Origin of the sequence: Helicobacter bilis ATCC 51630, assembly GCF_000686565.1 — a bacterium.
In the GTDB taxonomy this organism is placed as follows: domain Bacteria; phylum Campylobacterota; class Campylobacteria; order Campylobacterales; family Helicobacteraceae; genus Helicobacter_A; species Helicobacter_A bilis.
The window spans coordinates 24,699-50,850 of record NZ_JMKW01000015.1; the positions used below are offsets into that span (position 1 = coordinate 24,699).

Consider the following 26,152-nt stretch of genomic DNA (forward strand, 5'->3'; position numbering starts at 1 on the left):
AAAAACTATAATATATGTTATAATCTCGACTTATTTTTGTTTTTGTCAAATTTTAATTATCAAATACTAAATGCTAGCTTAAAATAATATTCAAGGATTTACATGAAACCCATTCTCTCACTATTTATTCTGCTATGCCTATCACCTAGCATAGCATTTGCCTATCTTGATCCGGGCACTGGCTCTTTATTGCTTTCATCTGCCATTGCTCTTTTTGCTTCAGCTATCTTTTTCTTCAAAAGTATTTTTTATAAAGTTATTTCTTTGACATCTGGCGGGGGAGTAAAGCTTAAGAAAGGTAAGCAAGAAAATCATAAACTTGTCTTTTATAGTGAGGGCAAGCAATATCACAATGTTTTTAAGCCTATATTAACTTATCTAGATTCTATCTCTTATCCTTACACTTATCTTACTTCATCAAAAGAGGATTTTGAACTATATACAAAAGATTTAGATTCTAAAAAAGATTCTATACAGAAGCTAGAATCTACAACCACTTGTCATACTGAGCCTTTGGGCGAAGTATCTAACATAGAAACTAAAAAAGATATTTCGCACTTACGCACCCAATATGATAAAAACCTAGAATCTAATAACACAAACAAACACACAACGCAAAACCACAACCCCAACGCACAATTTGAATACATCGGTAGCAGCGATAGTCCTAAAGCTATCTCTCGTCTTAATAGCCTTAGGGCTGATATTGTAATGATGAGCACACCACAGCTTGATATACTCCAAATCAAGCGAAGCAAAGGCGTGAAGCATTATAGCCATATTATCCACTCACTCCCGCACGTAGATATTTATGAGGTATTTGCCCTTGATTACTTTGATAGTGTTTTTACAAATTCAATCATACATACAGATTTTATCCACAAAGTAGAAAGGGTAAGGAATCTCAAAACAAAAGAAGTTGTTATCACTGGCTGCACTTATCTTGATATTTTACAAGAAAAGTTACAAGACTATAAAGGGCTAGATGATGAGAAAAAGATACACTTTTTTCCAAAGACAGATACAAAGACTACTATACTTTTAGCACCATCTTGGGGGAGAGAGGCTTTGCTTAGCAAGTATGGTATGAAGCTTATTCAACCTTTTATAGATTCTAATTTTAATCTTATTATCCGTCCCCACCCACAAAGCTATAATTCCGAAAAGGAACTGCTAGATTCATTGCAAGCCCAAACCAAAGATTGCAGCAATATCGTATGGGATAATAATAGGGATAATATCTATGCCTTACATCGTGCAGATATGATGATAGGGGATTTCTCTGGTGTGATATTTGACTTTGTATGTTTGTTTGAAAAGCCTGTGCTAACACCTACATTTGATTTTAATATTATAGGCTATGACTTAGAAGACATTTATGATACCCCTTGGGTGAAAGATGCCCTAACTAAGATAGGCAAAAGCATTGAACCGAGTGAGTTTGATAGATTGCCAAGCGTTATAGAATCTTTACTGCAGGATAAAAAGGGCTATGACAAGTTAAAAGAAAATATTAGAGCGATGAAAGCACTTCTTTGGGAGTATCAAGGTGTGGGTGGCATCAAAACCGCACAAGAGATTTTAAGAATAGAAAAAGAGATTCTAGAATCTAGATTGCAAGATAAACTAGAGCTACATAATGAGATAAATGCTATCAATAAAGTATTAGGGAATGCAGCAAATGGTATGTGTGAAGATTCTCATATTATTTTGCAGGATAAAAAAGATTCTATACAGAATCTAGATTCTAAAAAAGACATTGCAAAGGATAATATATGATTACTGAACTTCTCTACTATATCTTCATATTTCCTTTAGAGCAAGTCCTTGAAGTTGTATTACACAATATACTTAAGATAATACCAAGCTATGGCACAAGCATTATTTTATTAAGCCTTGTAGTCAATCTCTTTTTGCTTAAAATCTTTCTCTATACTGATAAAAAGGCACAGCAAGAAGCAGATTTAAAAGAAAAACTAGATAAAAGGGTTAAATCGTGGAAAAGCGTATATAAGAGGGCAAAACTTTATGCTTTTACACAAACGCTATACAGACAGCATAATTATCACCCTATTTATGCTCTGCGTAGTCTCGGTGGATTAGCCCTGCAGATCCCATTCTTTTTTGCAATGTATGAGATTATTAACAAAGCTGAATATCTACAAAGTGTCCGCTTTCTATGGATAGATGATTTAAGCAAACCAGATTCTATTATGTTATTTGGCTTAAGTATTCACATACTGCCTTTACTGATGACAGCTTTTACTTTAATTAATGTCTTTTATAGCTCAAAAGAGTTAGGTGCGAGAGTGCAAGGGAGTTTGATTGCCCTATTATTCCTAGTATTGCTTTATAATATGCCAAGTGCGTTAGTATTATATTGGACTTGTAATATGGCGTTTGCGTTGTTTAAAGAGATATTTAAACACAAAAAACATTCATCTTTGAGTAATCATTCGCAAGATTGTGTGTCTTTGGAGGCAGTCATTACCACTAAGGTAACTCCTGCCCCCAAATCCACACAAAACTCACAAAGCAATACTGCAATTACTAGAATGTGTGAAAGTGCGGATAGGGTTGGCGTAGAATGCCAAGTTTCTAATGTTTCAAATCTTAACCAAGATACTAGAATTGCGGATTCTACAACAGATTCTAAAATTACACAAACACCAAATCAAAATCTCTACAAACTCATTCAATATATAATTATCAGCCTAAGCTTTATGATATGCGTATCTAGCCCCTATGCCCTGTATGTAACGGATTTAAACGCCTTTGCACTAGAGACAATACCACCAACTTTAGCAGCATTGTTTGGGTTTTTTATACTTACTTCATTTATGCTTATCTACATCATAAGCTTTGTAAATCACAATAGCAGAATCTTTATCTTTATTTTATGGCTCATAGCGTGGATATTTTTAGCTCTTATGTTATTAGGCGTGAGTTATGGCTTTGTTTTGCGTGGTGATTATGGCGTTATGAGTCATTTTTTCTTTGAAAAAAGTATTGGAATAGACAGCAAACATGAGATTATTGATGGAATAATGATTGCCTCATGTTTTGTTGTAGCCTTGTTGCTATTAATCTTTAAAGTGACAAAATACATTATTCAAGCATGTAAAATATTTTTAGCTATAGTAATAGTGAATGCAACATTTTCTTTAGCAATGGCTGTGAATTATACTGCAGAACGAGATAAAGCGCAGAATTTAGTGACAGATAAGGCAACGAAAAAAACACAAATACTTGATTTTGCAAAAGAACATAACAATATTTTAGTGTTAATATTAGATAGATCCGATGGGTATGTTGTTCATGATTTGTTTAAAGAAAATGAAAACTTAAAAACTTCTTTCAAAGGCTTTATTGACTTTACAAATGCGTTGAGTACATCTGGGCTAACACTACCAACATTAACAAGTATTATTGCCGGAAAATATTATACCGCCTTAAATATTAATGCAAGAAATATTAACGATGGTCTAGCAAATGAGATTGCAAGGGGTTATGCTAGCACCTTAAATACTTTTGAAAATGCTGGTTATGCGGTGTCTAGCACACTTGATTTCCCAACAGATGAGGTGCATTTATATCCGTTGTTAAAAAATACAAACACCAATGTTTTTGATACAACTGATTTGCAAAACATATATGTCGAAAAATATTTAGGTGGAGTAAAAACTGATGAAATGCCTGTGCGACAATTGATTTCTTATGGTTTATTTAGAAGTGCAACTTATGTCATTAGAAAAGGTATATATCGTCGTGGGGTTTGGCTCTTTAGTAAGCAGGGGGTAGTGAGTATGAGTTCGCTAAGAGGTGTGGCTGAACTTAATGTGTTGGCAAAGGAAACAACAATAGAAGCAACAAAACCTACATTTAAGTTTATTCACAATAGTATTACGCATAATCCTTATGGATTAGATTCTGCCTGCATGATTAATCCAAGGGAAATCGCCTCACCACAAGATAATGTTTATGGCGTATCGGAAGGGCATTACAATAGTGAAAAGTGTGCGTGGCAATGGGTAGCCCAAATACTAGAGAGACTGCAGGAGTTGGGCGTATATGATAATACAGAGATTTTTATCACGGCAGATCATGGCGCACAAAGTAAGTTTCTCCCCGCACAGACGAACTTCCACATTCCGCTATTTTACAAGCCATTACATTCTAAAGGTGAAATGAAGCAAGATTCTAGAATCATTACAAACTATGATATCCCTGCATTATTTTGCAAGAATCTGAAAGAGGGCTGCCCCAATATAGACTCAATTACACTTGATTCCATTCCACACAAAAGAAGACTTCAGTTGATGATTATGGGGGGTGGCTGGAATCTTGAGAGTCAAAATAAAAACAGCTTTAAAGCCTCAAAGCTTTATATATTTGATGGTAGCGATATTTACGATGAAAAGGCATGGCAAGTGCAAGAAGCGGAATTAAATAAATAAAAGAAGTGGGGGCTTAAGTATTCTTAAGGCAAAAAAGTATTACACAAATCACAAAATTGCAAAAGCATATGGGAGAAAAGATGGAGGCTTACAAAAGTTACTATTTTCAATATTTTGTCCCGACAAGATTTTTGAAGTAATTGTATCAATTCGATTTTACGCATTATGGTTGTCAGAATCTACATTTTTATTTTCACGCAAATATAGCTACCCCTGTAAGATTTTAACGACACTTAAAAGCCATTAAGCTTAAACACATCGACTTAATAAACAGCAAATTCTCCAGCTGTCTCATGCAATCTTAGGTTTTGACAGCTAAAACCACTATAAGCTAACAATATCTGTAAAACAATATACAAGCCACAAAAAAAGTAAAAAAATGAATTATTCATAAAACTTATTATCCAGCAATATGAAACATCACACAACACACTAAGTGTTGCACAAAAAAGAGTATATGAAAAAGGAGAAAATGTCTAGAAAGTATATTTCAATTCTGTTCTAGTCTTAAAGAAGTCTATATCGCCTGCCAATGTTGCTGCTAGGAAAGAAAGCTCTAGCTTATCAAAAAACTTATAGGTAATATGTGGTGTAATCTCTACAAAACTTGCATTTTTAATAAATTCCTGTTTAGCTACCTTGTTGCCACTTGTATTTGAACCAAAATAATTATTCATTGCATTTCCAGAATTATTTGGCGATACTTTAAGTTCTGGCATATAAGTATTACCAAACACATACGCTACATCAAGTCCCACTTTTAATGGAATCTTAAAGCCATATTCAGCTGCTATATAGGCGACATTGATACTTGAGTTTTTAAAGCTACCAGACCCTAGCATACCTAAGCCCTCATAGGTTGCTGTAAGATTGCCATTCCATATTTTTCCTGCGGTATCAATGCCACCTTTATAGTCTAAAAGTGTGCCATAGCCATCGCCAAAGCTTCCTAGATATCCAGCTTTTAGAGAGAATTTATCAATAGCAAGTTTTGCTTGAATGTTATAAAGTCCGCGAAATTTTGCTGCATTTGCCAATTCCGTATCAAATACTCTTTCTATGCTTTTTCCATTTAGTCCAAGATAAAGATGGGGCTTACCATTTAATGCCGCCATGCTTGTTTGTGCAAGGATTGAAAGATTCATAGAATCACCCAGCTTCATGCCATACTTTGCCTCACCATAAAGCAAAAAGTCCATAAAGCCATAGATATTTCCCACATAGGCATTAAAATCTAAAGCCTTATTCATCACATTACCACCCATACCAAGCAATGTGAGATTATTACCTATGCCAACACCCGCTGCGTCCATGTGTTTATCGCTTGCCATTCTTGTGCGGATATTATATCCTACATGATCGCCACTCCAGCTATCATAGAATGAAGCGTGATATTTGATGCTACCACCATCTATTTTTTGCTTTGCATTAGCCACAAAGCCTGTGCCTAAATCCACTTTATTATCACTCAGTGGTGAAGAGATATTAATCTTTCCTGCATCAATCTTTGTGCTAAAAGAACCTATATCAAATTCTTTACTTGCAAATATTTGTGAGATATTGAATCTATCTGAAAAGTTATTTGTAAATGCAGTCCCACGACCACCTTGCACAGCACCATTTGTGTTGCTTCCTACATCTGGTGTGCTTGACCCTTGAGAGAAGAAAAGACCAGCAGTCGCACTAAAGCCATATATCTTACCACTTGTTACATCAAGTTTGATTCTATATTGCTGACTTTGCCCATTTTGTCCAATATTATCAAATCCATTAATAGTAAAGAATCTTGCAAAGCCAAAACCACTAACTTTTGCATTTGTTACTAAATCTTTTAGTTTATTCTCTTTTTTTGCAGGTGCTACTGCTACTTCTTGTGGGGCAGAATCTTGTGCTACTTGTTCATTATTTTGTGTTTGTGTCTCTGCAAACGCCACTTGGAATAATGCTCCTGCAAGCACTACTGAAAAAACTTTCTTCATCATGATCTCCTAATCGTTGAAATGTTGGCGGTATTGTAAAAACCCTTTGTAAAAGCAAAAGTTCGTCTATGTAAAATGTGTATCAAATCTCATTTTTATATTCGTTTTAGAATCTAAATAATGCAAATAACTAAAACTTGAAATATAGCTTTTATAATTAAGGTATTTTGTATAGAAAGGAATGATATGCGTTGGGTTAAATTTATCAGCGTTGCGTGCATTGTGCTGTGTTTATTTGCAGGTGGTATTGCCTTTGATATTTTTGTGGTGCAGAAATTTACACATAAAAATGTGGTAGAGGCAACACAAAATAATCACATAGAAATCTCATAATCCATTGAGACTTCAAAAGACATTAAGTCAGATTTATTGCAAATGGAGCTTAGCATAGTAGAAAGCAAGATTCTAAAAAATACCCCCACACTTACAGAATCACAAAGAGAGCATATCACAAAAAAGCTAGATTCACTCATCACTCTAGCCCAAGCAAACAAGGATATTTGTAAATATAGCCCTTATACTTTTGGACCAACTGAAACCTATGACTACAAGAATGAAATGAAAGCTGGATATAGCATTGCCTTAAACATAAAATGCAAAATGAAAGAAGAAACTTATAAGCAATATGAAGAGTTTGTATCGCAAATAAAAAAGGTTGTATATCAAGATGAATGGCTAGATTTTAGAAATCATGCGTTTAAATTTGTTTTGTCGGATTCACTCCAAGAGACACAGAAAGTTGCACTAAGAGAGCAAATCATAAAACAAGCAAATATGCTAAAAGATGAATACAGCAAAAATCTCAATGCAAAATGCAATATTGCAAATATGTCATTTCTAAACATTTCACTCTATGACAATCCAATGTATGCGGTGGATAGAAAAATACTAGGTTATAATGCAAATGATTTTACAAGTCAAGGCAATGTGGATTCTAAAATCGATATAAAAAGTCTTATGGAATCTTTTGTTGTTCCATTAAAACTTAGCATGAATGTAAAATTTACATGCAATGTGCTTTAGCTATAGTTGGGATATGTGGTAAAACAATTTTTGTAATGGGTAAATGATTAATGCGGTAGGGCTAGTTTGATATGGTTGTAAGATTGAGCCAATAAGGCTTATATATAAAACAAAAAAGAGTTAGAAACCGAGTAAATAATATAAAACATTAACTACAACAAGTAAATGAAATAATCTCAAAGCAATATAAACTTTTTAGATAATTAACAAAAGCGTTATACAATTACGCATTGCAAATTACAAAAAAGGAATATTATGAAGATATCTTATTTTATCTCACTAAGTCTGCTTGGATTAAGTCTCACTTCTCATAGCATGATGGCACAAGATTCTAGCAAGGTGGTCCAGAAGTTTTTAAAAGAAAATACAAAGCTAGATTTTAAGGTTATCTCCAAGACACAAGAGCCATTAAAAGATGCTTCAGTTATCATTTTAGAATCTCCAAATAAAGAGAGAATGGCACTACTTGTAAGTAAAGATGGTAGCTACATTATCCCTTTAGCAGAGGGCATTGCGACAAGTAATAGTGGTAGTGCTTTGCGTGTTAGCATTGATGGGGTGAATAAATATAATAAGGATATGAAAGATTCTAAAATATTAGCTTTATTTAAAAAACATTCAAATTCAGTATTAAAGATAGAATCTACAAAGCCATCAAAAAACACCATATATATGGTTTTAGATACCACTTGCCCTTATTGCTTGCAAGAAATAGCACACCTTGATGACTATTTAAAAGATGCAAATCTTGAAGTGTTAATGGTGGGTATATTAGGACAAAAAGCACAGAATAGAACCGCTGGATATTATCAGGAATTGCAAAGTGCTAAGAATAGAGACCAAAAGATTGCGTTATTAAAAAAGGTATTTCGTGCTGATTATGCACCAAAGGTTGGTAACAATGATCTTATGACACGCATTTCAGAAGAGAGCCTTGCTGCAGGTGTGCAGAGTGTGCCATATATCATAAGGACGACAAAATAATTGAAGGCTAATGCCTAAATAGCGTAGTATGCTAGATTCTGTTTCTGTGGAATTAAGGCGGTTTTTATGAAATATACTATACAATACAAGCCGTTTAAACCTAGTAATAGCAGGGGTGTATAATGTTAGAAATTTTAATGATTGAAGACGATGTTGAATTAGCCGAAGTATTGAGTGATTATCTGAAGCAACATGACATTCATGTAACAAACTATGATGAGCCATATACGGGCATGTCAGCACTTGCAACAAGGCATTTTGATCTTTTATTACTTGATCTTACTTTGCCAAATCTTGATGGACTCGAAGTGTGCAAAAAAGTCGCAAAGCAAAAAAACATTCCTATAATCATATCATCAGCAAGAAGTGATGTAAATGATAAGGTAAAAGCCCTTGATAGCGGCGCAGATGACTACATCCCAAAGCCTTATGATCCAAAAGAGCTTGTAGCGCGCATTCAGTCCCTACTCCGTCGCTATTCACAAAAAATGGCAGAAGAAAAGATAGCAGATAAATCTGTGATATTCTCCATTGATAAGGACACAAGGGAAGTGTTTTTCAAAGATAAAAAGCTTGATTTAACAAGGGCTGAATATGAGATTCTAACCTTGCTTATCAGTAAAAAAGGGCATGTTTTCAGTAGAGAAGCAATCGCTATTGAATCTGAGTCTATTAATCCAGAAAGCTCAAATAAAAGCATTGATGTTATTATCGGCAGATTACGATCAAAGATAGAAGAGAATCCTAAAAATCCGCAATATATCATTTCTGTGCGTGGTGTCGGCTATAAGTTAGAAGCATAAAGATTATAATGTATAGTATGTAATATGTGCATGTTTGTTGTGTGATAGTTTGCATATTTCCATGTATGTTGAAAGTGTGGGTTTAAATAGACATTTTTAAGGTAAGTGAGAGGGATTATCTCAATATGACAAGAACTTTAGAGTGGATAAGATTCATAACCAAAGAATAAAACTTGCTTTATTGTGCTATCATACTCTCTATGGTTGCTTGGAATCTTTTTTGCTTTTATGATTTTAGATTCTATAAGGATTTTGTATCTAAGGGATTTTGATGTTAAGATTTTTTATTTCAATAAGATTTGTATCACTGCTTTTTCTTGCGTTTATATTTGCAGCTTGTTCTCAAGGTAACTATAAAGCAGAGTATTATTCCACCGTGTTGCCAACCTATGATTTTGATACAAATGCACCGACAATTATCGTATCAGACCCGTGGGATCTTTCATCAAAATACTATGCAGGACAAGCACTACTAGCCTTTAAAAAAAGGGGATTCAATAATATCTATATGCAAGGGCAGATTGATACTTCCTATGCTAGAAATGTGATCTACATTCGCGTTGCTAAGGAGCAGTTAGATCCAGCGAGCAACTATCAATATACATTTAATGCAACGGGTGTTTGTAATGTGATAAATGGTGTCCCTTCATGTAGTATTGACACAAAGAATGGAGAATCTACAAAGAAAAACACAAAGCGAGTTGTGCGTGATGCCTATCGCGTAGCATTTGATTGGTATGATGTGTATAAAAAGACTAGGGTTTTATATGTAGCAGGGAATGCAGCCGTTGATAGCGGACAATACACAGATTTACATGTCTTTACAAACTTGATTAACGATACTATATCGAGAATGGAGTTTCGCAAACCTGTGCAATATATCTATAATGGCTCTTTGAGTTCTGATCATTAATCATGTTGATACCCAAAACACTTTCACCACAATGGGTTAATCTACTTAAAGATGAGTTTAGCAAACCCTATTTTTTAGAAATCATAAAGCATTATAAACAAGCCTTACAAACGCACAAAAATGCGGTATTTCCGCAAAATGCGATATTTCCACCAAATGAGCTGATTTTCAACGCATTTAATCTCACGCCACCAGAATCTGTTCGCATTGTAATCTTAGGGCAGGACCCCTATCATGGTAGCATTTTTACACAAGATGGAGAAATACCGCAGGCTATGGGCTTAAGCTTTAGTGTGCCAAAAGTCGTGCCAATACCACCTAGCTTAAAAAATATTTACAAAGAGCTTGAAAATAGTCTAGGGATTTGTATGCCAAATCATGGTGATTTAACACAATGGGCTACAAAAGGTGTGCTATTGCTTAATGCTATCCTTAGTGTGCAAAAAGGCACGGCAGGTTCGCATAAGCATTTTGGCTGGGAAACTTTCACAGATTCTGTAATTTATGCTCTCTCAACGCATTTTAGCGGTATTGTATTTATGCTATGGGGGAATTTTGCTAAAAAGAAAATCTCTCTAATCGATAGCACAAAACACGCAATCATCACAGCCCCACATCCTAGCCCACTTGCTAGGGGTTTTGTAGGCAGCGGTGTATTCTTGCAGGCAAATAAAGCTCTGCAAGATATGGGTAAAATGCCTATGGATTGGCGTATTGTGTAGGGTTTTAAAATCCTATATATCTATAAAAAAGCTAAAAATAGTTTCATGAATCATATGGCATATACACGCATAGATAAATCCCTTAGTATTTTGTTAAAAACATTGCATAAATTAATTTTATATATTGTTCTTACTTACTTCTATGTTGCATGTTTTAGCAATTTATGCAGCATTGTGCAAAAACTTAAAATATGTTATAGTCCCACCCAAAATACCACATTAATTCCTTGTATGAGAAAATACAATCAAAATATATAAATCTCATAAATGCTTCAAAGCCAAGAGACTTGACTTTGTATATATTATTGTGCTATAATACGCTTTCTCTAAATGTCAGGGTAGCTCAGCTGGTTTAGAGCGCTGGTCTCATAAGCCGGAGGTCGGGGGTTCAAGTCCCCCCCTTGACACCATGTATCTGCATAATCTCTTATTAATTTTTACTAGTTATAAAATCATTTCAGTTTTATTTCAGCAGTAAGTTTTTTGTAAAGTCTTAATGGATAAATATTATCAATAGATAGATTATTTCGCCAATGCAAAAATTACATAAGGTTATAAGATTGTGTGTAAAATCTTACTAGATTCCAAACACACATTAAAATAATATCCCCTCCAATAATTACAACACTAAATACTCTTTAACAGCATTTCATGCACGCTATCAACATAGCTTTTAGAATCTTTTAGGCTTTGCCCCTCAAGTATTTTTGCACCATTAAAGAGTATAAGGCAGTATTTATCGCGTAAATCCTTAGGCATATCTTTAATCTTTTGTATCAATTCATGGTTTATGTTAATCTCTACATTCTTTTTTGGTTCTGGCATTTCCTGCCCCATTTGCCGCATGATTTGCTCCATATAGCTATTTTGCATACCTTCATCAGTGAGTGCTAAAGGTGAGGTGAGACTATCGCTAAGATTTACTTCATTTACACCATCTAGCCCTTTAAAAGATTCTATAAGAGTTTCAAAAGCTTTCTTTTGCTCTTCACTAATCTCACTTTTAATGCCCTCGCTTGCCTCTTTGCTATTAATATCAAGCAGCTTTGTGCCATCAAACTCGCCAATTGCAGGAATGACAAAGTTATCCACCTCATCGGCAAATAAAAGCACATCATAGTCTTTAAATTTCTCTAACACAGGATTATTTTTCAGCGTTTCTAAATCCTTGCCTATTGCATAGAATATACCTTTTTGCTCTGCAAGCATTGCTTCTTTATAGGCTTTAAGGCTTATATACTCGCCCTTTTTCAGTGAATACGCACGCACAAGTTGCAATAGCTTCTCTTTATTTTCATAATCGCCATATAGCCCCTCTTTTAGCACTTTGCCATATTTCGCGTAAAAATCTTTATATTTTGCTTCATCTTTTGTGAGAGATTCTATCATGCTTAATACTTTTTTAACTGATGCACTTTTGATTTGTTCTAAAATTCTATTTTCTTGCAATATCTCTCTACTTACATTTAATGGCAAGTCATCGCTATCAATTATCCCATGTATAAACCGCAAATATGAAGGCAGCAATTCCTTATCATCATCGGTTATAAACACGCGTTTTACATATAGCTTCACATGTGATTTATAATCCATTCTTTGCATATCAAATGGCGGTGTCGCAGGGATATAAAATAGGCTTTTATACTGCAATTTCCCTTCTGCGTGAGTGTGTATGTAGCTTATCGGCTTTTCCTTATCATAGGCAAGCGTGCCAAAAAAGTCTTCATAATCCTCTTTTTTTAACTCGCTTTTTGACATAGTCCAAAGGGCTTTTGCTTTATTGACTTGGTCTTCTTTTTCTTCCTTAATAGTCTCTTCTTTACCCTCTTCTTTTTTCTCTTCTGTGTATTGTAAAAATATAGGGAATTGAATATGATTTGAATATCGCTTAATCACATCTTCAATACTCCATTTGTTGCAATACTCTTTTGCATCATCTTTAAGATAAAGTGTAATTTCTGTGCCAAAGTCTTCCTTACTTGATTCTAGAATCTCATATTCGCCATCACCGCTACTTATCCATGTGTATGCCTTTGTGTCGAGTGCCTTTTTCGTATTCACAACCACTTTATCAGCCACCATAAAGCTTGAGTAAAAGCCCACGCCAAACTGCCCGATAAGATTAGAATCTTTCTTTTTATCGCCACTTAGATTCTCTAAAAAGCTTTTTGTGCCACTTTTTGCTATCGTGCCAAGATGATTGTTTAGGTCATCTTCATTCATACCGATACCATTATCAGCGATTTTTAGAATCTTTTTTTCACTATCAAAGCTAATAGTAATTCTTGGGTTAAACACAAGGCTTTTATACGCATCATCGCTTAGTGTGAGATGATTTAGCTTATCGAGGGCATCACTTGCATTTGAGATAAGTTCGCGTAAGAATATTTCTTTATTAGAATAAAGAGAATGTATCATTAAATCAAGTAATTGCTTGATTTCTGTTTGAAATGCTTTTTTTGCCATATTAAACTCCTAATTTCATATTTTGAGTTAGCAATTATAACATAAGTTTGATAAATAAATACAACCTTTAGTCAATATTATTAACTTTAATTAGTATATTGATATAATGTTTTTTTAGTCATTAATTATAATATACTGCTATGTTTCTATAAGGCAGGGATTAAAAGGATTTATCAGCATACATTATGTCTAGCTCTACAAACAACATAGGGATAAATGGAGAGAATCCGCATTTTTGAAGTAAAAAGTGTAATTGAAGCATAAGGATATGACTTTTATAAACATGCTACACCAATTGTGTCGCATAAAAGTAAAATCAATTTGCATTATTTATGGTTATAATTATAAAATTCATAAAACACAGCAATACATTAAAGGATAAAAATGTCAAAAAAAGAATTTGTAGTAGGCATTGTAGGCGTTACAGGTGCAGTTGGTGAGGAATTGTTACGGATTTTAGATGAGAGAGACTTCCCGGTGAAAAGGCTAGTCCCACTTGCTAGTGCGCGTAGTGCTGGTGATAGCATAGAGTTTAAAAATCAAAAAATAAAGGTTTTAGAGACAACAGATTCAGTATTTAAAGATGAAGGCATAGAGATTGCCTTTTTTAGTGCTGGTGGGAGTGTGAGCGAGAGATTTGCTAAGAGTGCGGTAAAAGCTGGGGCAATTGTGATTGATAATACAAGCTTTTTTCGTATGCAAGATTCTATCCCGCTTGTTGTACCTGAAGTAAATCCAGAAGACATTAAAAAAGATTCTACAATTATTGCAAATCCAAATTGCTCTACCATACAAATGGTGCATGTATTAGCCCCCTTGCATAAGGCATTTGGCATTGAGAGAGTAGATGTTAGCACCTATCAAGCGGTAAGTGGGGCGGGTAAAAAAGGCATGGAAGAACTCATCATGCAAATGCAGAAATTCTTTGCGTTTGAACTTGATTCTGTTATCCCAAAAGCCTTTCAGCATCGAATCGCCCTAAATCTTATCCCCCATATTGACACATTCCTTGATAATGGCTTCACAAAAGAAGAGATGAAAATGATAAATGAAAGTCAAAAGATTATGCACGCAAACTTTGAGATTTCAGCGACTTGTGTGCGAGTGCCGATTTTACGCAGTCATAGCGAGACTTTAAGCATTCGCTTTAAAGATGAAGTGAATGCAGACAAGGCAAGAGAGATTCTAAAAAAGGCTGAAAGTGTCGTAGTGATAGATAGCCCAAGTGATAATGAATACCCCATGCCACTCATCGCCACAGATACCGATGAGACCTTTGTAGGCAGGATAAGGGTAGATAACTATGATAAACGCATTTTACATTTATTTTGCGTAGCAGACCAAGTGCGTGTTGGTGCGGCGACAAATGCCGTGCGTATCGCTGAGAAGTGGATTGCCCTATAACGCATATTATTAATAACCTATGTAACATTCACCACAAAGCTTAATGTGTTTTATACACAATAGATAAATCTCTCTCAATCTCTTTTTGCCTAATCCACAAAGAGATAGCAAATATACATAAGCTTTGCTATAATTAAAACTTCATATATAAATCTTAATATACGTAATAAGGCAACATCATGCGTTCATGTGGCAAGATATGTTCTATACATACTTATATCATAATTTGTTTTTTTTGCTTTTATATCCCACTTTACGCAGACACAAAAACACTCGCACAAAATATATCTAGTCCCGAAATATTAAACACACAAGATTCTATATACAACTCACTACCAGCAGATAGCCTGAAAGAAACACAATTACCAAAAGACCCAAGCCTACTCAAAATGCAGCAAGACCAAATGGACTTAATGCGTAAGGAATATCGCGGCAATCCCGCAGAAACAGACCTTATCTACTACAAGCAAAGAGAAGCACAAAAAGAGATACAAAAAGATAGTGCACTAAAGATTAAGCCAGAATATGGCATAGATAAAGATAGCATTGCAGAAACAGAACAATATGAATTTATCATGCAATATTTTTTCAAAATCATTGATGAAATACCATATGGCGAGGACTATAAAATCTCTGTGCCACTGCATTCATTAAGGCTAAATCAAAAGAGTCCTGCAAAAACTTGCGAGATAAATACAAAAGAGCATTCACTCACACTCACGCATTACAATCACTACACAAAAGCAGAAATGCAAGCAAGTGTGAGAAAACAAACACAATATTTATTGTATAATTTGCTACAAGAATACAAAGCGGAAGTGTTAGAATGCCTTATGCTAAACCAAGCACACCTTGATGATATGAATACCGCCCTAAATCTAGAATCTCGCACCAAAACACTCACAAAAGTGCGTTCCTATGTGCTTGTGGATTTTCATGGTGGCATTTTAACCTTGCAGGTATTTAATCCGCCAAATAGAAAATATTAAAGGAAAGTCATGAAAATAGCCATTGTCGAAGATGATATTAATATGCGAAAAAGCCTTGAATTCTTTTTTTCAGATTACAAAGACCTAAATATCGTAAGCTTTAAAAACCCAAAAGATGCGCTAAAATCCCTTGATGATAGCTTTGAGCTAGTCATTACAGACATTAATATGCCTCAAATGGACGGGCTAGAGTTTCTTAATAAGCTCAATGGGCGATATGAAGCCATCGTAATCACAGGCAATGCCACGCTTAATAAAGCTATAGAATCTATCCGCCTTGGCGTAAAAGACTTTTTTCAAAAGCCATTTGAACCACAAGAATTACTTGAAGCCATATATCGCACAAAAAAGCTAGTGGAATTTAATAAAAATCATAAGCAAACAACACAAAGCACAAAAAAGATTCTAAGCAAAGAAAAGCTTTTTAAATCAAGCTCAAAAAAGCTAGAAGAAGCAAAAACACTAGCCCTCCGTGCCGCCCCAACTGATGCAAGTGTCTTGCTACTTGGTGCAAGCGGTGTGGGTAAAGAAGTCTTTGCGCGTTTTATCCATGAAAACTCAAAGCGTAAAGACGCGCCATTTCTAGCATTAAACATGGCTGCCATACCAGAAAATCTTTTAGAATCTGAACTCTTTGGCTATGAAAAAGGTGCATTTACAGATGCCACAGCCCCAAAGCCAGGACTTTTAGAATCTGCACAAGGTGGAAGCATATTTTTAGATGAAATCGGCGAAATGCCTATGGGATTACAAGCAAAGTTGCTACGAGCCTTGCAAGAGAGAGAGATTATGCGATTAGGCAGTGCAAAGCCCATAAAAATTGATGTGAGATTCATCGCTGCTACAAACGCAAATATACAAGAAAAAATCGCAAATCAAGAGTTTAGAGAAGATCTTTTCTTTCGATTGCAAACCGTGCCTATTAAGATTCCACCACTAAAAGAACGCACAGAAGAGATTTTGCCACTTGCCCTAAGCCATGTAGAAGAGGTTTGCACGCATTATGGCTTTCAGCAAAAGACTTTTAGCAAAGACGCACAAGAAAAAATGTTAGCATACACTTGGCCGGGTAACATACGAGAACTTTTAAGTGTCGTTGAGAGATCATGTATTCTAAGCGAGGGCGATATTATCGAAGCAAATGATTTATACCTTGATGAGCGAGAAAAGGGATTGTTTAACTAGGAATGATTGTGTTCTTATGGGATTCTAAAATAGCTTTTATGTTGTTAGGTTTAAAACAATATATTGTTTTTTTGTTGCTGATTGCTTAGAATCTACACAAACCCTAATGCCTTTTTGCAGAGTGATGAAAGCGGTTTAGATTCTAGCTCTTTTTGTGAGAAAAAATGTAGCTTTGTGTGTGGCAGGGATTGCGTTAATAGATTTAAGTGTTTAGAATCTAGTTTATACACATTTGCGGTGATAGCGTATTTTGTGTAGTGGTGCTTGAAACTGCCGCATTTATAGAATCCCTTTTTGTAGAATCTGTGCTTATTTGCAAGTGCTTCTAGCTTAAGTTGTGGGAGATTGTATAAGCCTTGATATAAACCGCCTTTTTTATCTTTTTTATCCCCTTTTTCATACACAAAAGCAATCCTGCCTTGAGAATCTGCATAAATGATAAGATGAAGTGTGAGTGGGGTTAAAGAAGAAGTTTTTGGTGTGGGATAGATGGCTGGATTTACCTTGCCATTGCAGAGATTTTGCACGGGGCAGATAAGGCAATTAGGCGATTTTGGCGTGCAAATCATCGCACCTAAATCAAGCAAGGCTTGATTATAATCAAAGCTATGTTTTATGTCTAAAAGCAAAAATGCAAGCTCGTCTAAAAGCTTTTGGTTAGGTTCGCGTAATGCAAAGATTCTACACAAAACTCGTCTAATATTCCCATCTACAAAACTCACACTCTGCCTGAAACCAAAGCATAAAATAGCCCCTGAAGTATATGCACCAATTCCGGGCAATGTAAGCAAATCTTGGCGTGTATTAGGCAAAGTAGCATTATGCTTTTCACAGCAAATAATCGCCGCTTTTTGCATATTCCTTGCACGGGAGTAGTAGCCTAAGCCCTCCCATTGCTTGAGTATAGAATCTAGCGGGGCTTTTGCTAAGGATTCTAGTGTGGGAAAGGCGTTTAAAAATGGGGTAAAGTAGTGTTCTTGCACTCTTTTTACTTGCGTTTGTTGCAACATTATCTCACTTACATACACGCCATAAGGGGCATTTTCACCTTTTAGGATTCGCCAAGGAAGAGATTTTCTACCATTTAACGCATACCATTCTAAGAGTTGAATCTGGTATTGTTTAGCAATGCTTTTTGCTTTGTGTATAGAATCTTGTGTGATTTGTGTAGGAAAAATATTTGCATTCATAAAGAGAAGTATAGCAAAAATATTATTCTCTTAAAATAGCAGATTGTGCGTAAAACTACTAGTTATTTTATTTTTTATTGCTACAATTATGATTTTATTTTGCGTATTGAAAGGTTTATTATGAAGATTTTAGAAGGTAAAATCGCATTGCAAGGCAATGAGCGGATTGCTGTTTTATGTAGTCGCTTTAATAGTATGGTAACTGAAAGATTGATTGAGGGGGCAAAGGACTGCTATTTGCGACATGGTGGGAGTGAAGATAACTTTACTTTGATACGAGTGCCCGGAGCCTTTGAGTTACCTTTTGTGCTTGAAAAAGTGCTTGAAAATGGTGATTATGATGGGGTGTGTGTGCTTGGGGCGATTATCCGTGGTGGCACGCCGCATTTTGACTATGTCGCAGCAGAATCTACAAAGGGCATCGCAAATGTAACGCTAAAGTATGGTGGGGCGGTTAGTTTTGGCATTTTAACAACAGATAGCATAGAGCAAGCCCTAGATCGTGCGGGTTTAAAGGTCGGTAATAAGGGCTTTGAAGCGATGGCAAGTCTTATTGAACTCATCGATATATATAGGCAGCTTGACTAATGGCGACAAGAAAACAAGCAAGAGAAGCTATCATTCAGATTCTATACGCAAAAGAATTGGGCAATGATAAGGCGATAGAACAAGCAGAAGCCTTTCTCAACGCACAAAAAATACGCAATAAACAGCAAGAATTTGCCCTTAATCTACTGCATGGAATCTGTAATGAAGAGAGAAAAATCGCAAATATTATTAATGTATTCTTAAAAAGTTGGGATTTAAGTCGTTTGGGCGTGATTGAGAAAAATATCATAAAGCTTGGTGTGTATGAGCTGCTACAAACAAATACGCAAAAAGCAGTGATTATCAATGAAGCCATTGAGCTTACAAAGTCTTTTAATGTGCAAGATGCGTTTAGATTGGTGAACGGCATACTTGATTCTGTGGCAAAGATAGATTCTAAAACGCTAGATGAATTGATACAAAAACAAGAGCAAATAAATACTGAAAAATTAACACAAGATTCTATAAAACAAACTCATATAGAATCTAAAAAGCCCATAAAACACAAAATAGATTCTACACATTCTACAAAAAGACAAAGGGTTAAACAAGCTATACAAAAAGAAATAAAGCAAGATTCCGCACAAATACCAGCAAAAAAGACAGATATGACTCATGTAAAATCAATCCAAATAAGTGCGAGTAAAAAAGAGAGAGAAGCACAAGGTGTAGATACAGAATCTAAGCACGAGAGAATGTCTAAGAAAGCTAGTTATGTTAGTCAGTCTAAAGATTCTAAGCGAATAAAAGATTCTAAAAGTAAATTAGAATCTAGAGGTCATAAAGATACTAAACCATTAAAAGATTCTAGGCTTAAGTTAGAATCTAAACAGAATAAAACAAACGATTCTAAAAACAATTTAAAATCTAAAACTACACAGGCTATAAAATCAGCAAAACAAACTTCGCAAAAAAAAGATTCTAAACAAGCTAAAGATTCTAAAAACAATAAAGCAAAACATGCGACAAAAGACTCTAAACAAGCAGAAAATTCTAACAACAATTTAGAATCTACAATGAAATTAGAATCTAAAATCAACAAAGATTCTAAAACAAAACAAAAAACTATTCAAACTAAAGATTTTCAAAAAAAATCAGATTCTAAGCAAACTAAAGATTCTAAAAAAGCAAAGGTTTCTAAAGTTAGTTTAGATACTAAGAAAGTAAGAGTTTCTAAAACTAATTTAGATTCTAAAAACAATAAAGAAAAAGATTCCAAAACAACAAAAACTAGCAAAAAGAAAAACACAAAAAAGGATTAGCATGAAGTTATGTATCGCCCTTGATATGCCAAGTATGCAGGAAAATCTTGCTTTAGCAAAAGAAGTTAAAAAGCATTTTAGTAACGAAGAGATATGGCTAAAAGTTGGACTGCGTAGCTTTGTGCGTGATGGCAGGGATTTTGTGTGTATGTTGCAGGATTTAGGTTTTAAAATCTTTTTAGATTTAAAGATTTATGATATACCCAATACCATGCTTGATTGCGTCCATGAGTGTCATCAACTCGGCGTAGATATGATGACTATCCATGCAAGTTGTGGTAAAGAGGCGATGAAGTCTATTGCTAAATTTTTACGCACAGAATCTTCAAATATGCGTGTTGTAGCTGTGAGTGCTTTAACAAGTTTTGATGAATCTGGCTTTAGAGAGATATATAATACTTCTATTAAAGAGGGTGTAAAATCCCTTGCAAATATCGTGTATGAAAGCGGGATTGATGGGCTTGTATGCTCGATTGATGAAGTCTCACTCATAAAAAGCATATCAAATACGCTATGTTGTGTAACGCCGGGCATACGATTAGAAGATTCTAATAATGACGATCAAAAAAGAGTGGCAAGTGTGAGTGTAGCAAAAAAAATGGGAAGTGACTTTATAGTTGTTGGGCGACCTATTTATAATGCAAATGATAAATTCAGCGTGATTAAGCGGATTTTAAGTGATATGTAGCTATAAGTATTCTACTTTAAAATAAGGAATGGCAATGATTACGCAAGTGCAAATATTTACCGCGAAAACAACAGAAGAGTTACAAAAAAAGATGAATGAATTTTGCGTGGATTTTTTCCCCGAAGAGATTGTAAATTTTAAGGTAGCAAAGATTTATACACAAGCACAAGAAGAAGAACAATGGCTAGGCTATATTGTGTATAAAAAGAATGAATACTAATGTTTTGCATTAATGCAAAATTTTTGTTTGCTTGAGTATAGATTAGGCAAATAAGAGATTCTTGCCCTACAAGGCAAAATCTGCAAAGCAAAGTCTATTGTGTGCTAGAATATCAATGAACCTATGAGTGAATCTATCAATCAATAAAGGCATATAATGAAAGCTAAAAAAAGCACACTTTATGAATGTCAGCATTGCGGTTGGCAAAGTAGCAAATGGCTTGGTAAATGTCCAAATTGTAGTGCATGGGAAAGTCTTATCGAGTTAAAGGGTGAAGAGTTAAGCTACGCATATTCTAGCAATAACACACAAACTACACACTCTAGCACAAAAGCCCTGCCTATCACGCAAGTGCAAGAAGAAGTGCTAGATAGGTTTAGCTCCACGCAAAGTGAGCTTGATATTGTGCTTGGTGGTGGGATAGTGCGAGGTGGGCTTTATCTCATCGGTGGGAGTCCGGGTGTTGGTAAATCTACTTTGCTTTTAAAGGTGGCAGGTGGATTGGCAAATGGCGAGTCTTATAATATAGATTCTAATCCTTACACAAATAATCTGGCTTTAAACACAGAATCTAGTGCTACTTTTCATACAAATGATACAAGTTTAGATAATCAAGCAAATTCTTATAATAGCTTTTCAAATACAATTCAAAGTGAGAAGCAACAAAATCTAGATTCTAATCCTTGTCATGTTGAGCGTAGCGAAATATCTAGCATAGAATCCAACAAAGATATTTCGCCTTTTTCAAAGGCTCGCACGAGCAAAGCTCTTGCCCATACTTGCAAATATGACAATATGCAAAATTTAGATTCTAAAAATTACACCCTAAACCCTGCAACCCACCCAGATTTGACACAGAATCTAGAATCTAATCAAATAACACAAAAAGCTTCGCACCAGCCCATAAAGACAGAGAATCTAAACTCCAAAACCACACAAAAAACCGGCAGAAAAGTGCTTTATGTAAGCGGTGAAGAAAGCCTTAGTCAAATACATAATCGTGCAAAACGATGTCATTGCTTGAGTGATAATCTCTATCTATTAAGCGAGATTAATATCTTAGAGATTAAGGAAAATCTGTTAAATGGTGGCTTTGAAGTTTGCATTATAGATTCTATACAAACGATTTATTCGCCTAATCTCACAGCAGCACCCGGCTCTGTCTCACAAGTGCGAGAGATTACATTCGAGCTTATGCGACTTGCAAAAAGCTTTAATATCGCCATGTTTATCATCGGGCATATTACAAAAGATGGGCAGATTGCAGGTCCTAGAGTGCTAGAACATATGGTTGATTGTGTGCTGTATTTTGAGGGAGAGAGAAGCAATGAGCTAAAGATTTTGCGAGGGTTTAAAAATCGTTTCGGCACGACAAGCGAGATTGGAATCTTTGAGATGAAAGCACATGGTTTAGTGAGTGCAAATGAAGCAACAAAGAAGTTTTTTAACGCAAAAAAGGATATGTCTGGTAGTGCAGCAGTAGCGATTATGGAGGGAAGCAGATGTATAGTCGTAGAGATTCAAGCCCTAACTTGTGAGAATGAATATGGTGTCCCAAAACGCCTTACAAATGGCTTTGATAGCAATCGGCTTAATATGATTCTAGCCTTGCTTGAGAAAAAGCTAGGTATCCATTTGCATAAACATGATGTTTTTGTGAATGTTGCTGGTGGGATTAAGATTAGTGAAACAAGTGCGGATTTAGCCCTTATTGCAAGCATTTTATCAAGCTATAAAAATCGCCCATTAAGATCAAGCACAGCTTTCATTGGCGAAGTAAGTTTGATTGGTGATATTAGAGAGGTGGGTGGGCTTGAGTTGCGATTGAAAGAGTTGGCAAACTTTGGCTTTAAAAATGCCATAGTCCCAAATATCCCAAAAGGCTATAAGGGGCAGGTAAAATGCACTCAAGCATTAGAGGTGGCACAGATTATTGAGTGGATGTGATTTTTCTTAGGTATTGGTATATTTTATTCGGGCGTAACAAAATATTTTAATGCTACAATTACACGCAAAAATGAAGGAATGCTATGGATAATGTTACGCAATTACAGAATCTTTTTACCACAAAACAACCCTTATTTATATTAAGTAGCACACGATATAAAAAGGAATTTTACCTGCATTTTAAGGCGAAAAGCAGTTTAGATTTTAACCTGCATTTAAATACAGAATCCAATGAAATACTCAATAATTGCTTTATGCTATTTGATACAAAATCTCATCAAACATTTAATAATAAAGATTCTATAATTCTGCCTTATGCCCTAAGTATAGATGAGTTTTTCACAAAAATAACCTTTAGTGATTACGCTATGATACCCAATAATGTGCGTGATTTTTTCATGTTTCAAGCCCTGCAAAATGTAAAGCAAAAAACAAAAAACACACAGAAAAAAACACAGGACTTTTTAAACTTTGAAACAAGCTTTATGCTATTTTTACAAACTTCTTCTGTGCTATTGCAATTTTATGATGAGTTAAGAGAACACAAGATTGCAATAACAAAAGAGAGTTTAGAAGAGTTTGCAAATATCGATAGCTATGAGGAATATAGCGAGCAATTAAGCCTTTTAGCAGAGATTTATGCGGAGTATAACTTATTATTAAAGGCAAATGAACTCACAGATTCTATATACAGCGACACAACACAAAGCTATAATATTTTTAGTGAATATATACAGAGTTTTTCAAGCATACATATAGAGTTAGAGGGCTTTATATCGCCACTGCAATATGAGATTCTAGAGCGTGTGAGTGGCATTACCCCAGTCTTTCTTTACTTTAAGACAGATAGCTACAATATGGGGCATTTTCAGTTTTTAAAGCAAGAATTAGAATCTTTTAAAAGCTATATTTATAATTTGCAGACTAAAGATTTATTTACACAAGACACAAAAAGATTAAAAAGACAAAATATTAAACTCTACAAAACTACAAAAAGACTAAGTCAAGCAAACCTAGCCCTAGCCTTAGCCAACAAATGGCAGGAAGAGATATTACAAAACAAGGCAAGTGAAAACGACTTTGCAATAATTTTACCTAGCGAGAGTTTCTGCAATCACTTATTAACACTAGATTCTAATCATATCTTTAACTTTGCGATGGGGATACATATCGCCTATTTAGAATCTTATAATCTATTATTATCCTTATATGATTCTTATATGCAGACAAAAGTATTTGATATAGCCCCGCTTTTAGAAAGTGATAGCTATGATACACAAAAGCTTAATGAATTAAAAGAGCAATGTTTGCAAGATTCTACAATTATTTCCAATCCAAATATACTGCATTTAGAAAAGATTCTAATGCTATTATTTGAAAATGAAGAAGCCCTATTAGCACAAATAGCACAAATACTCTCAACCTTTAATCATATCGCAAATAGAAACTTTTTTAATGTCAATACATTGCATTTTGAGAATCTTTTTACTTTGTTTATGCGTGAAATTGCAGGGTTAAAAATCAATCATGTAGCAGGTGGTAAGATAAAAGTCATTGGCACACTAGAGGCAAGAAATCTGCATTTCAAAGAAGTGCTAATACTTGATTTTAGCGATAATTTTGTCCCAAATGTTACACATGATGATATGTTTTTAAACTCTAAGATTAGATCTCACTATGGTATGCCGACAAGAAAAGATAAAGAAAATCTCTATAAGCACCACTACTACAATATTATGAAAAACACAGAAATAACGCATATTAGCTTTGTAAATAATGAAGAACAGATAGAATCAAATATGCTATTTGAAATCGGCTGCAATACAGAATCAGCCCAATCCATTGACACACTTTATAGCTACTATGATATGACTAAACAAGCTAATATAACATTTTATGAAGATGAATATAAACCATTTGGGAAAGTAGAAAATTTAAGTGCTACCGCATTGAATGTATATAATGAATGTGAGCGTAAATTCTACTACCGCTATGTTGAGGGTTTGAAAGAAGAGAGAACGCAAAGTCAGTATTTTGGCAGCGTTATACATGAATGGCTTTGTGAATCTTATAAACCTTATATTGAAGAGACATTAACACTAGATTCTATAAATGCAATAGAATCTAGCTTTTTTTCTAAATTTTATGCCCTAAATACTTTACTTACACAAAACAACCAAGAAGAAAGCATAGAAATAGATATGAAAACTTTCGTAAAACTTGATAGCTTTACCCCATATATGAGAGCCTTTTTTGAGTATGAGAGAGAGAGGGTAAAAAAGCATTCTATAAAGATTCTAGGACTTGAATATACTTTTCGCATAGAAAACTTCCGCATAAATGCCACTCAAGATACAGACTATACACTCAATGGGGCAATAGATAGGATAGATATGGTGGGTAATGAGATTGTGCTATATGATTATAAAAGCGGGGCTAGCTTGCCTAAGAGTTCTGACTTACAAATGCCTTTTTATGCGATGTGTGCGAATGAAATGCCACTCTTGCAACCACATAATGGCTTACATACAAAATTAGCATACTATCATCTTGGAGCAAAGGATATAAATAAGATTCTAGTATTTAATGATGAAAAGAAATTGAATGAGAATATACAAAAGATTCAAGAAATACTTAAGACTTTTGGTGAAACAAATGAAATGACAGAGAAATTATCTACATGCAAAGATTGTCAATACGCTCTTTTGTGTAATAGGGCATAGGGGGGTTTGGAATCTAAACTTTGCTAGATTGAGTATTATTTTTATCAGCAATGTTTTCCATAAGTGTAAAAATGCAAAAATAAGCAATTCTAGCAAATAAAAAAATAATTAACTTTGGAATTCAGTAAAAAAATATGTTAGAATACAAACTTTAATTCTATAACAAAGGGTTACTTGCCAAAGGGATTTATATGGAAACAAATGTGATTGTTATTGTTGGAAGTTTTGTTGTTGTTGTTGTGTTATTTATCTTTGCACTTTTTAAGTTTGTGCTATCGAATAAGCCAAAAGAAAGAGAGTTTGACATTGATTTAACAGGTGGATTTAGTGTTGAAAGTGTTATGATGGTGTTAGATTCTAGCTCTAGCTCACTAGACGATTTACAAGAAGTGCTAGATAAGCTTTTTAGCGAATATGATAAATTGGAACTAAGCAAACTACAAATTAAAAACATTCTCATTGCCCTATCTCTCCACAAAAACGCACAAAAAGATATTATTATCGAGACTCAAAAAAGATTTGAAGAAAAACACCCAGAACTTGCTATGGAGTTTGAACGATCTGTAAAAAAGGGGCTTGATGCAAGGGGGAGAAGATAGGGGGTTATAG

The 26,152-nt window shown here is 34.7% G+C and carries 20 protein-coding genes, 1 tRNA gene and 2 pseudogenes; 20 read left to right on the forward strand and 3 right to left on the reverse strand.

Going from position 1 to position 26,152, the window contains the following annotated elements:
* The first annotated feature begins 102 nt into the window (after positions 1-102).
* Both T368_RS16555 and yidC read left to right on the forward strand, forming a co-directional pair.
* Entirely contained in the window at positions 103-1,779 is a 1,677-nt protein-coding gene (locus tag T368_RS16555) for a CDP-glycerol glycerophosphotransferase family protein (RefSeq protein ID WP_004084002.1), read from the forward strand.
* Positions 1,776-4,457, forward strand: coding sequence for a membrane protein insertase YidC (yidC, locus tag T368_RS0104095; RefSeq protein WP_004084000.1), 2,682 nt, complete (start codon positions 1,776-1,778; stop codon positions 4,455-4,457). The genes T368_RS16555 and yidC overlap by 4 nt, the downstream gene beginning before the upstream one ends.
* Before the next feature lie 476 nt (positions 4,458-4,933).
* Here the strand turns inward: yidC and T368_RS0104100 are convergent, their stop codons facing one another.
* On the reverse strand, positions 4,934-6,436 hold the full coding sequence (locus T368_RS0104100) for a hypothetical protein (protein ID WP_004083999.1): 1,503 nt from the start codon (positions 6,434-6,436) through the stop codon (positions 4,934-4,936).
* A gap of 186 nt (positions 6,437-6,622) precedes the next feature.
* On the opposite strand from T368_RS0104100, the gene T368_RS15340 reads away from it, so the two are divergent.
* From T368_RS15340 to T368_RS0104135, 7 genes are all read left to right on the forward strand, one after another.
* A complete protein-coding gene (locus T368_RS15340) occupies positions 6,623-6,769 on the forward strand; it encodes a hypothetical protein (protein WP_004083997.1) in 147 nt (48 codons plus the stop codon).
* 42 nt (positions 6,770-6,811) lie between these two features.
* Positions 6,812-7,459 (forward strand): hypothetical protein, encoded by a 648-nt coding sequence (locus T368_RS0104110; protein WP_004083994.1) that lies wholly within the window; start codon positions 6,812-6,814, stop codon positions 7,457-7,459.
* Positions 7,460-7,714: 255 nt separating this feature from the next.
* Positions 7,715-8,443: a hypothetical protein gene (locus tag T368_RS0104115; protein WP_004083993.1), complete on the forward strand. Its 729-nt coding sequence runs from the start codon at positions 7,715-7,717 to the stop codon at positions 8,441-8,443.
* 122 nt (positions 8,444-8,565) lie between these two features.
* Positions 8,566-9,246: an acid response regulator transcription factor ArsR gene (gene arsR, locus T368_RS0104120; protein ID WP_004083992.1), complete on the forward strand. Its 681-nt coding sequence runs from the start codon at positions 8,566-8,568 to the stop codon at positions 9,244-9,246.
* Positions 9,247-9,517: 271 nt separating this feature from the next.
* Positions 9,518-10,159: a hypothetical protein gene (locus T368_RS0104125; protein WP_004083990.1), complete on the forward strand. Its 642-nt coding sequence runs from the start codon at positions 9,518-9,520 to the stop codon at positions 10,157-10,159.
* 2 nt (positions 10,160-10,161) lie between these two features.
* A complete protein-coding gene (gene ung / locus T368_RS0104130; RefSeq protein ID WP_004083989.1) occupies positions 10,162-10,881 on the forward strand; it encodes a uracil-DNA glycosylase in 720 nt (239 codons plus the stop codon).
* Positions 10,882-11,213: 332 nt separating this feature from the next.
* Positions 11,214-11,291, forward strand: a tRNA-Met gene (locus T368_RS0104135).
* A gap of 217 nt (positions 11,292-11,508) precedes the next feature.
* On the opposite strand, the gene htpG is transcribed toward T368_RS0104135, so the two are convergent.
* Positions 11,509-13,347, reverse strand: a complete 1,839-nt coding sequence (htpG, locus tag T368_RS0104140; RefSeq protein WP_004083988.1) for a molecular chaperone HtpG — start codon at positions 13,345-13,347, stop codon at positions 11,509-11,511.
* Between the two features lie 384 nt (positions 13,348-13,731).
* On the opposite strand from htpG, the gene T368_RS0104145 reads away from it, so the two are divergent.
* The 3 genes from T368_RS0104145 to T368_RS0104155 all read left to right on the forward strand — a co-directional run bounded on the left by T368_RS0104145 (position 13,732) and on the right by T368_RS0104155 (position 16,925).
* The gene (locus tag T368_RS0104145) at positions 13,732-14,751 is read left to right on the forward strand and encodes an aspartate-semialdehyde dehydrogenase (protein ID WP_004083986.1); all 1,020 of its coding nucleotides are present in this window, start codon (positions 13,732-13,734) and stop codon (positions 14,749-14,751) included.
* 179 nt (positions 14,752-14,930) lie between these two features.
* Positions 14,931-15,740 (forward strand): hypothetical protein, encoded by an 810-nt coding sequence (locus T368_RS0104150; RefSeq protein WP_004083984.1) that lies wholly within the window; start codon positions 14,931-14,933, stop codon positions 15,738-15,740.
* A gap of 9 nt (positions 15,741-15,749) precedes the next feature.
* Positions 15,750-16,925 carry a sigma-54-dependent transcriptional regulator gene (locus T368_RS0104155; protein ID WP_004083983.1) on the forward strand — a complete coding sequence of 392 codons (1,176 nt, stop codon included), beginning with the start codon at positions 15,750-15,752 and terminating at the stop codon, positions 16,923-16,925.
* 92 nt (positions 16,926-17,017) lie between these two features.
* Here T368_RS0104155 and mutY read toward each other — a convergent pair whose 3' ends face one another.
* On the reverse strand, positions 17,018-18,115 hold the full coding sequence (gene mutY / locus T368_RS0104160) for an A/G-specific adenine glycosylase (protein WP_004083982.1): 1,098 nt from the start codon (positions 18,113-18,115) through the stop codon (positions 17,018-17,020).
* Between the two features lie 120 nt (positions 18,116-18,235).
* On the opposite strand from mutY, the gene ribH reads away from it, so the two are divergent.
* The 8 genes and pseudogenes from ribH (at position 18,236) to T368_RS16565 (ending at position 26,142) form a co-directional block, all read left to right on the forward strand.
* Positions 18,236-18,703, forward strand: a complete 468-nt coding sequence (ribH, locus tag T368_RS0104165; RefSeq protein ID WP_004083981.1) for a 6,7-dimethyl-8-ribityllumazine synthase — start codon at positions 18,236-18,238, stop codon at positions 18,701-18,703.
* Positions 18,703-19,965, forward strand: coding sequence for a transcription antitermination factor NusB (nusB, locus tag T368_RS14495; protein WP_004083980.1), 1,263 nt, complete (start codon positions 18,703-18,705; stop codon positions 19,963-19,965). The genes ribH and nusB overlap by 1 nt, the downstream gene beginning before the upstream one ends.
* A gap of 1 nt (position 19,966) precedes the next feature.
* On the forward strand, positions 19,967-20,653 hold the full coding sequence (gene pyrF, locus T368_RS0104175) for an orotidine-5'-phosphate decarboxylase (protein ID WP_004083979.1): 687 nt from the start codon (positions 19,967-19,969) through the stop codon (positions 20,651-20,653).
* Positions 20,654-20,687: 34 nt separating this feature from the next.
* Positions 20,688-20,873 (forward strand): hypothetical protein, encoded by a 186-nt coding sequence (locus T368_RS0104180; protein WP_004083978.1) that lies wholly within the window; start codon positions 20,688-20,690, stop codon positions 20,871-20,873.
* Positions 20,874-21,029: 156 nt separating this feature from the next.
* Positions 21,030-21,389, forward strand: a pseudogene (locus tag T368_RS17275) (DNA repair protein RadA); the annotation flags it as partial.
* A gap of 423 nt (positions 21,390-21,812) precedes the next feature.
* Positions 21,813-22,820 (forward strand): annotated as a pseudogene (gene radA / locus T368_RS17280) (DNA repair protein RadA); the annotation flags it as partial.
* An 83-nt stretch (positions 22,821-22,903) separates the two neighbouring features.
* The gene (locus T368_RS0104190; protein ID WP_004083976.1) at positions 22,904-25,543 is read left to right on the forward strand and encodes a PD-(D/E)XK nuclease family protein; all 2,640 of its coding nucleotides are present in this window, start codon (positions 22,904-22,906) and stop codon (positions 25,541-25,543) included.
* 191 nt (positions 25,544-25,734) lie between these two features.
* The gene (locus T368_RS16565; RefSeq protein WP_004083975.1) at positions 25,735-26,142 is read left to right on the forward strand and encodes a hypothetical protein; all 408 of its coding nucleotides are present in this window, start codon (positions 25,735-25,737) and stop codon (positions 26,140-26,142) included.
* Positions 26,143-26,152 lie beyond the last annotated feature (10 nt).

Bases quoted from the DNA above. Each gene is read 5' to 3' on its own strand.
- T368_RS16555 (WP_004084002.1), top strand. From the start codon at position 103: ATGAAACCCATTCTCTCACTATTTATTCTGCTATGCCTATCACCTAGC.
- yidC (WP_004084000.1), top strand. From the start codon at position 1,776: ATGATTACTGAACTTCTCTACTATATCTTCATATTTCCTTTAGAGCAA.
- T368_RS0104100 (WP_004083999.1), bottom strand. From the start codon at position 6,436: ATGAAGAAAGTTTTTTCAGTAGTGCTTGCAGGAGCATTATTCCAAGTG.
- T368_RS15340 (WP_004083997.1), top strand. From the start codon at position 6,623: ATGCGTTGGGTTAAATTTATCAGCGTTGCGTGCATTGTGCTGTGTTTA.
- T368_RS0104110 (WP_004083994.1), top strand. From the start codon at position 6,812: ATGGAGCTTAGCATAGTAGAAAGCAAGATTCTAAAAAATACCCCCACA.
- T368_RS0104115 (WP_004083993.1), top strand. From the start codon at position 7,715: ATGAAGATATCTTATTTTATCTCACTAAGTCTGCTTGGATTAAGTCTC.
- arsR (WP_004083992.1), top strand. From the start codon at position 8,566: ATGTTAGAAATTTTAATGATTGAAGACGATGTTGAATTAGCCGAAGTA.
- T368_RS0104125 (WP_004083990.1), top strand. From the start codon at position 9,518: ATGTTAAGATTTTTTATTTCAATAAGATTTGTATCACTGCTTTTTCTT.
- ung (WP_004083989.1), top strand. From the start codon at position 10,162: ATGTTGATACCCAAAACACTTTCACCACAATGGGTTAATCTACTTAAA.
- htpG (WP_004083988.1), bottom strand. From the start codon at position 13,347: ATGGCAAAAAAAGCATTTCAAACAGAAATCAAGCAATTACTTGATTTA.
- T368_RS0104145 (WP_004083986.1), top strand. From the start codon at position 13,732: ATGTCAAAAAAAGAATTTGTAGTAGGCATTGTAGGCGTTACAGGTGCA.
- T368_RS0104150 (WP_004083984.1), top strand. From the start codon at position 14,931: ATGCGTTCATGTGGCAAGATATGTTCTATACATACTTATATCATAATT.
- T368_RS0104155 (WP_004083983.1), top strand. From the start codon at position 15,750: ATGAAAATAGCCATTGTCGAAGATGATATTAATATGCGAAAAAGCCTT.
- mutY (WP_004083982.1), bottom strand. From the start codon at position 18,115: ATGAATGCAAATATTTTTCCTACACAAATCACACAAGATTCTATACAC.
- ribH (WP_004083981.1), top strand. From the start codon at position 18,236: ATGAAGATTTTAGAAGGTAAAATCGCATTGCAAGGCAATGAGCGGATT.
- nusB (WP_004083980.1), top strand. From the start codon at position 18,703: ATGGCGACAAGAAAACAAGCAAGAGAAGCTATCATTCAGATTCTATAC.
- pyrF (WP_004083979.1), top strand. From the start codon at position 19,967: ATGAAGTTATGTATCGCCCTTGATATGCCAAGTATGCAGGAAAATCTT.
- T368_RS0104180 (WP_004083978.1), top strand. From the start codon at position 20,688: ATGATTACGCAAGTGCAAATATTTACCGCGAAAACAACAGAAGAGTTA.
- T368_RS0104190 (WP_004083976.1), top strand. From the start codon at position 22,904: ATGGATAATGTTACGCAATTACAGAATCTTTTTACCACAAAACAACCC.
- T368_RS16565 (WP_004083975.1), top strand. From the start codon at position 25,735: ATGGAAACAAATGTGATTGTTATTGTTGGAAGTTTTGTTGTTGTTGTT.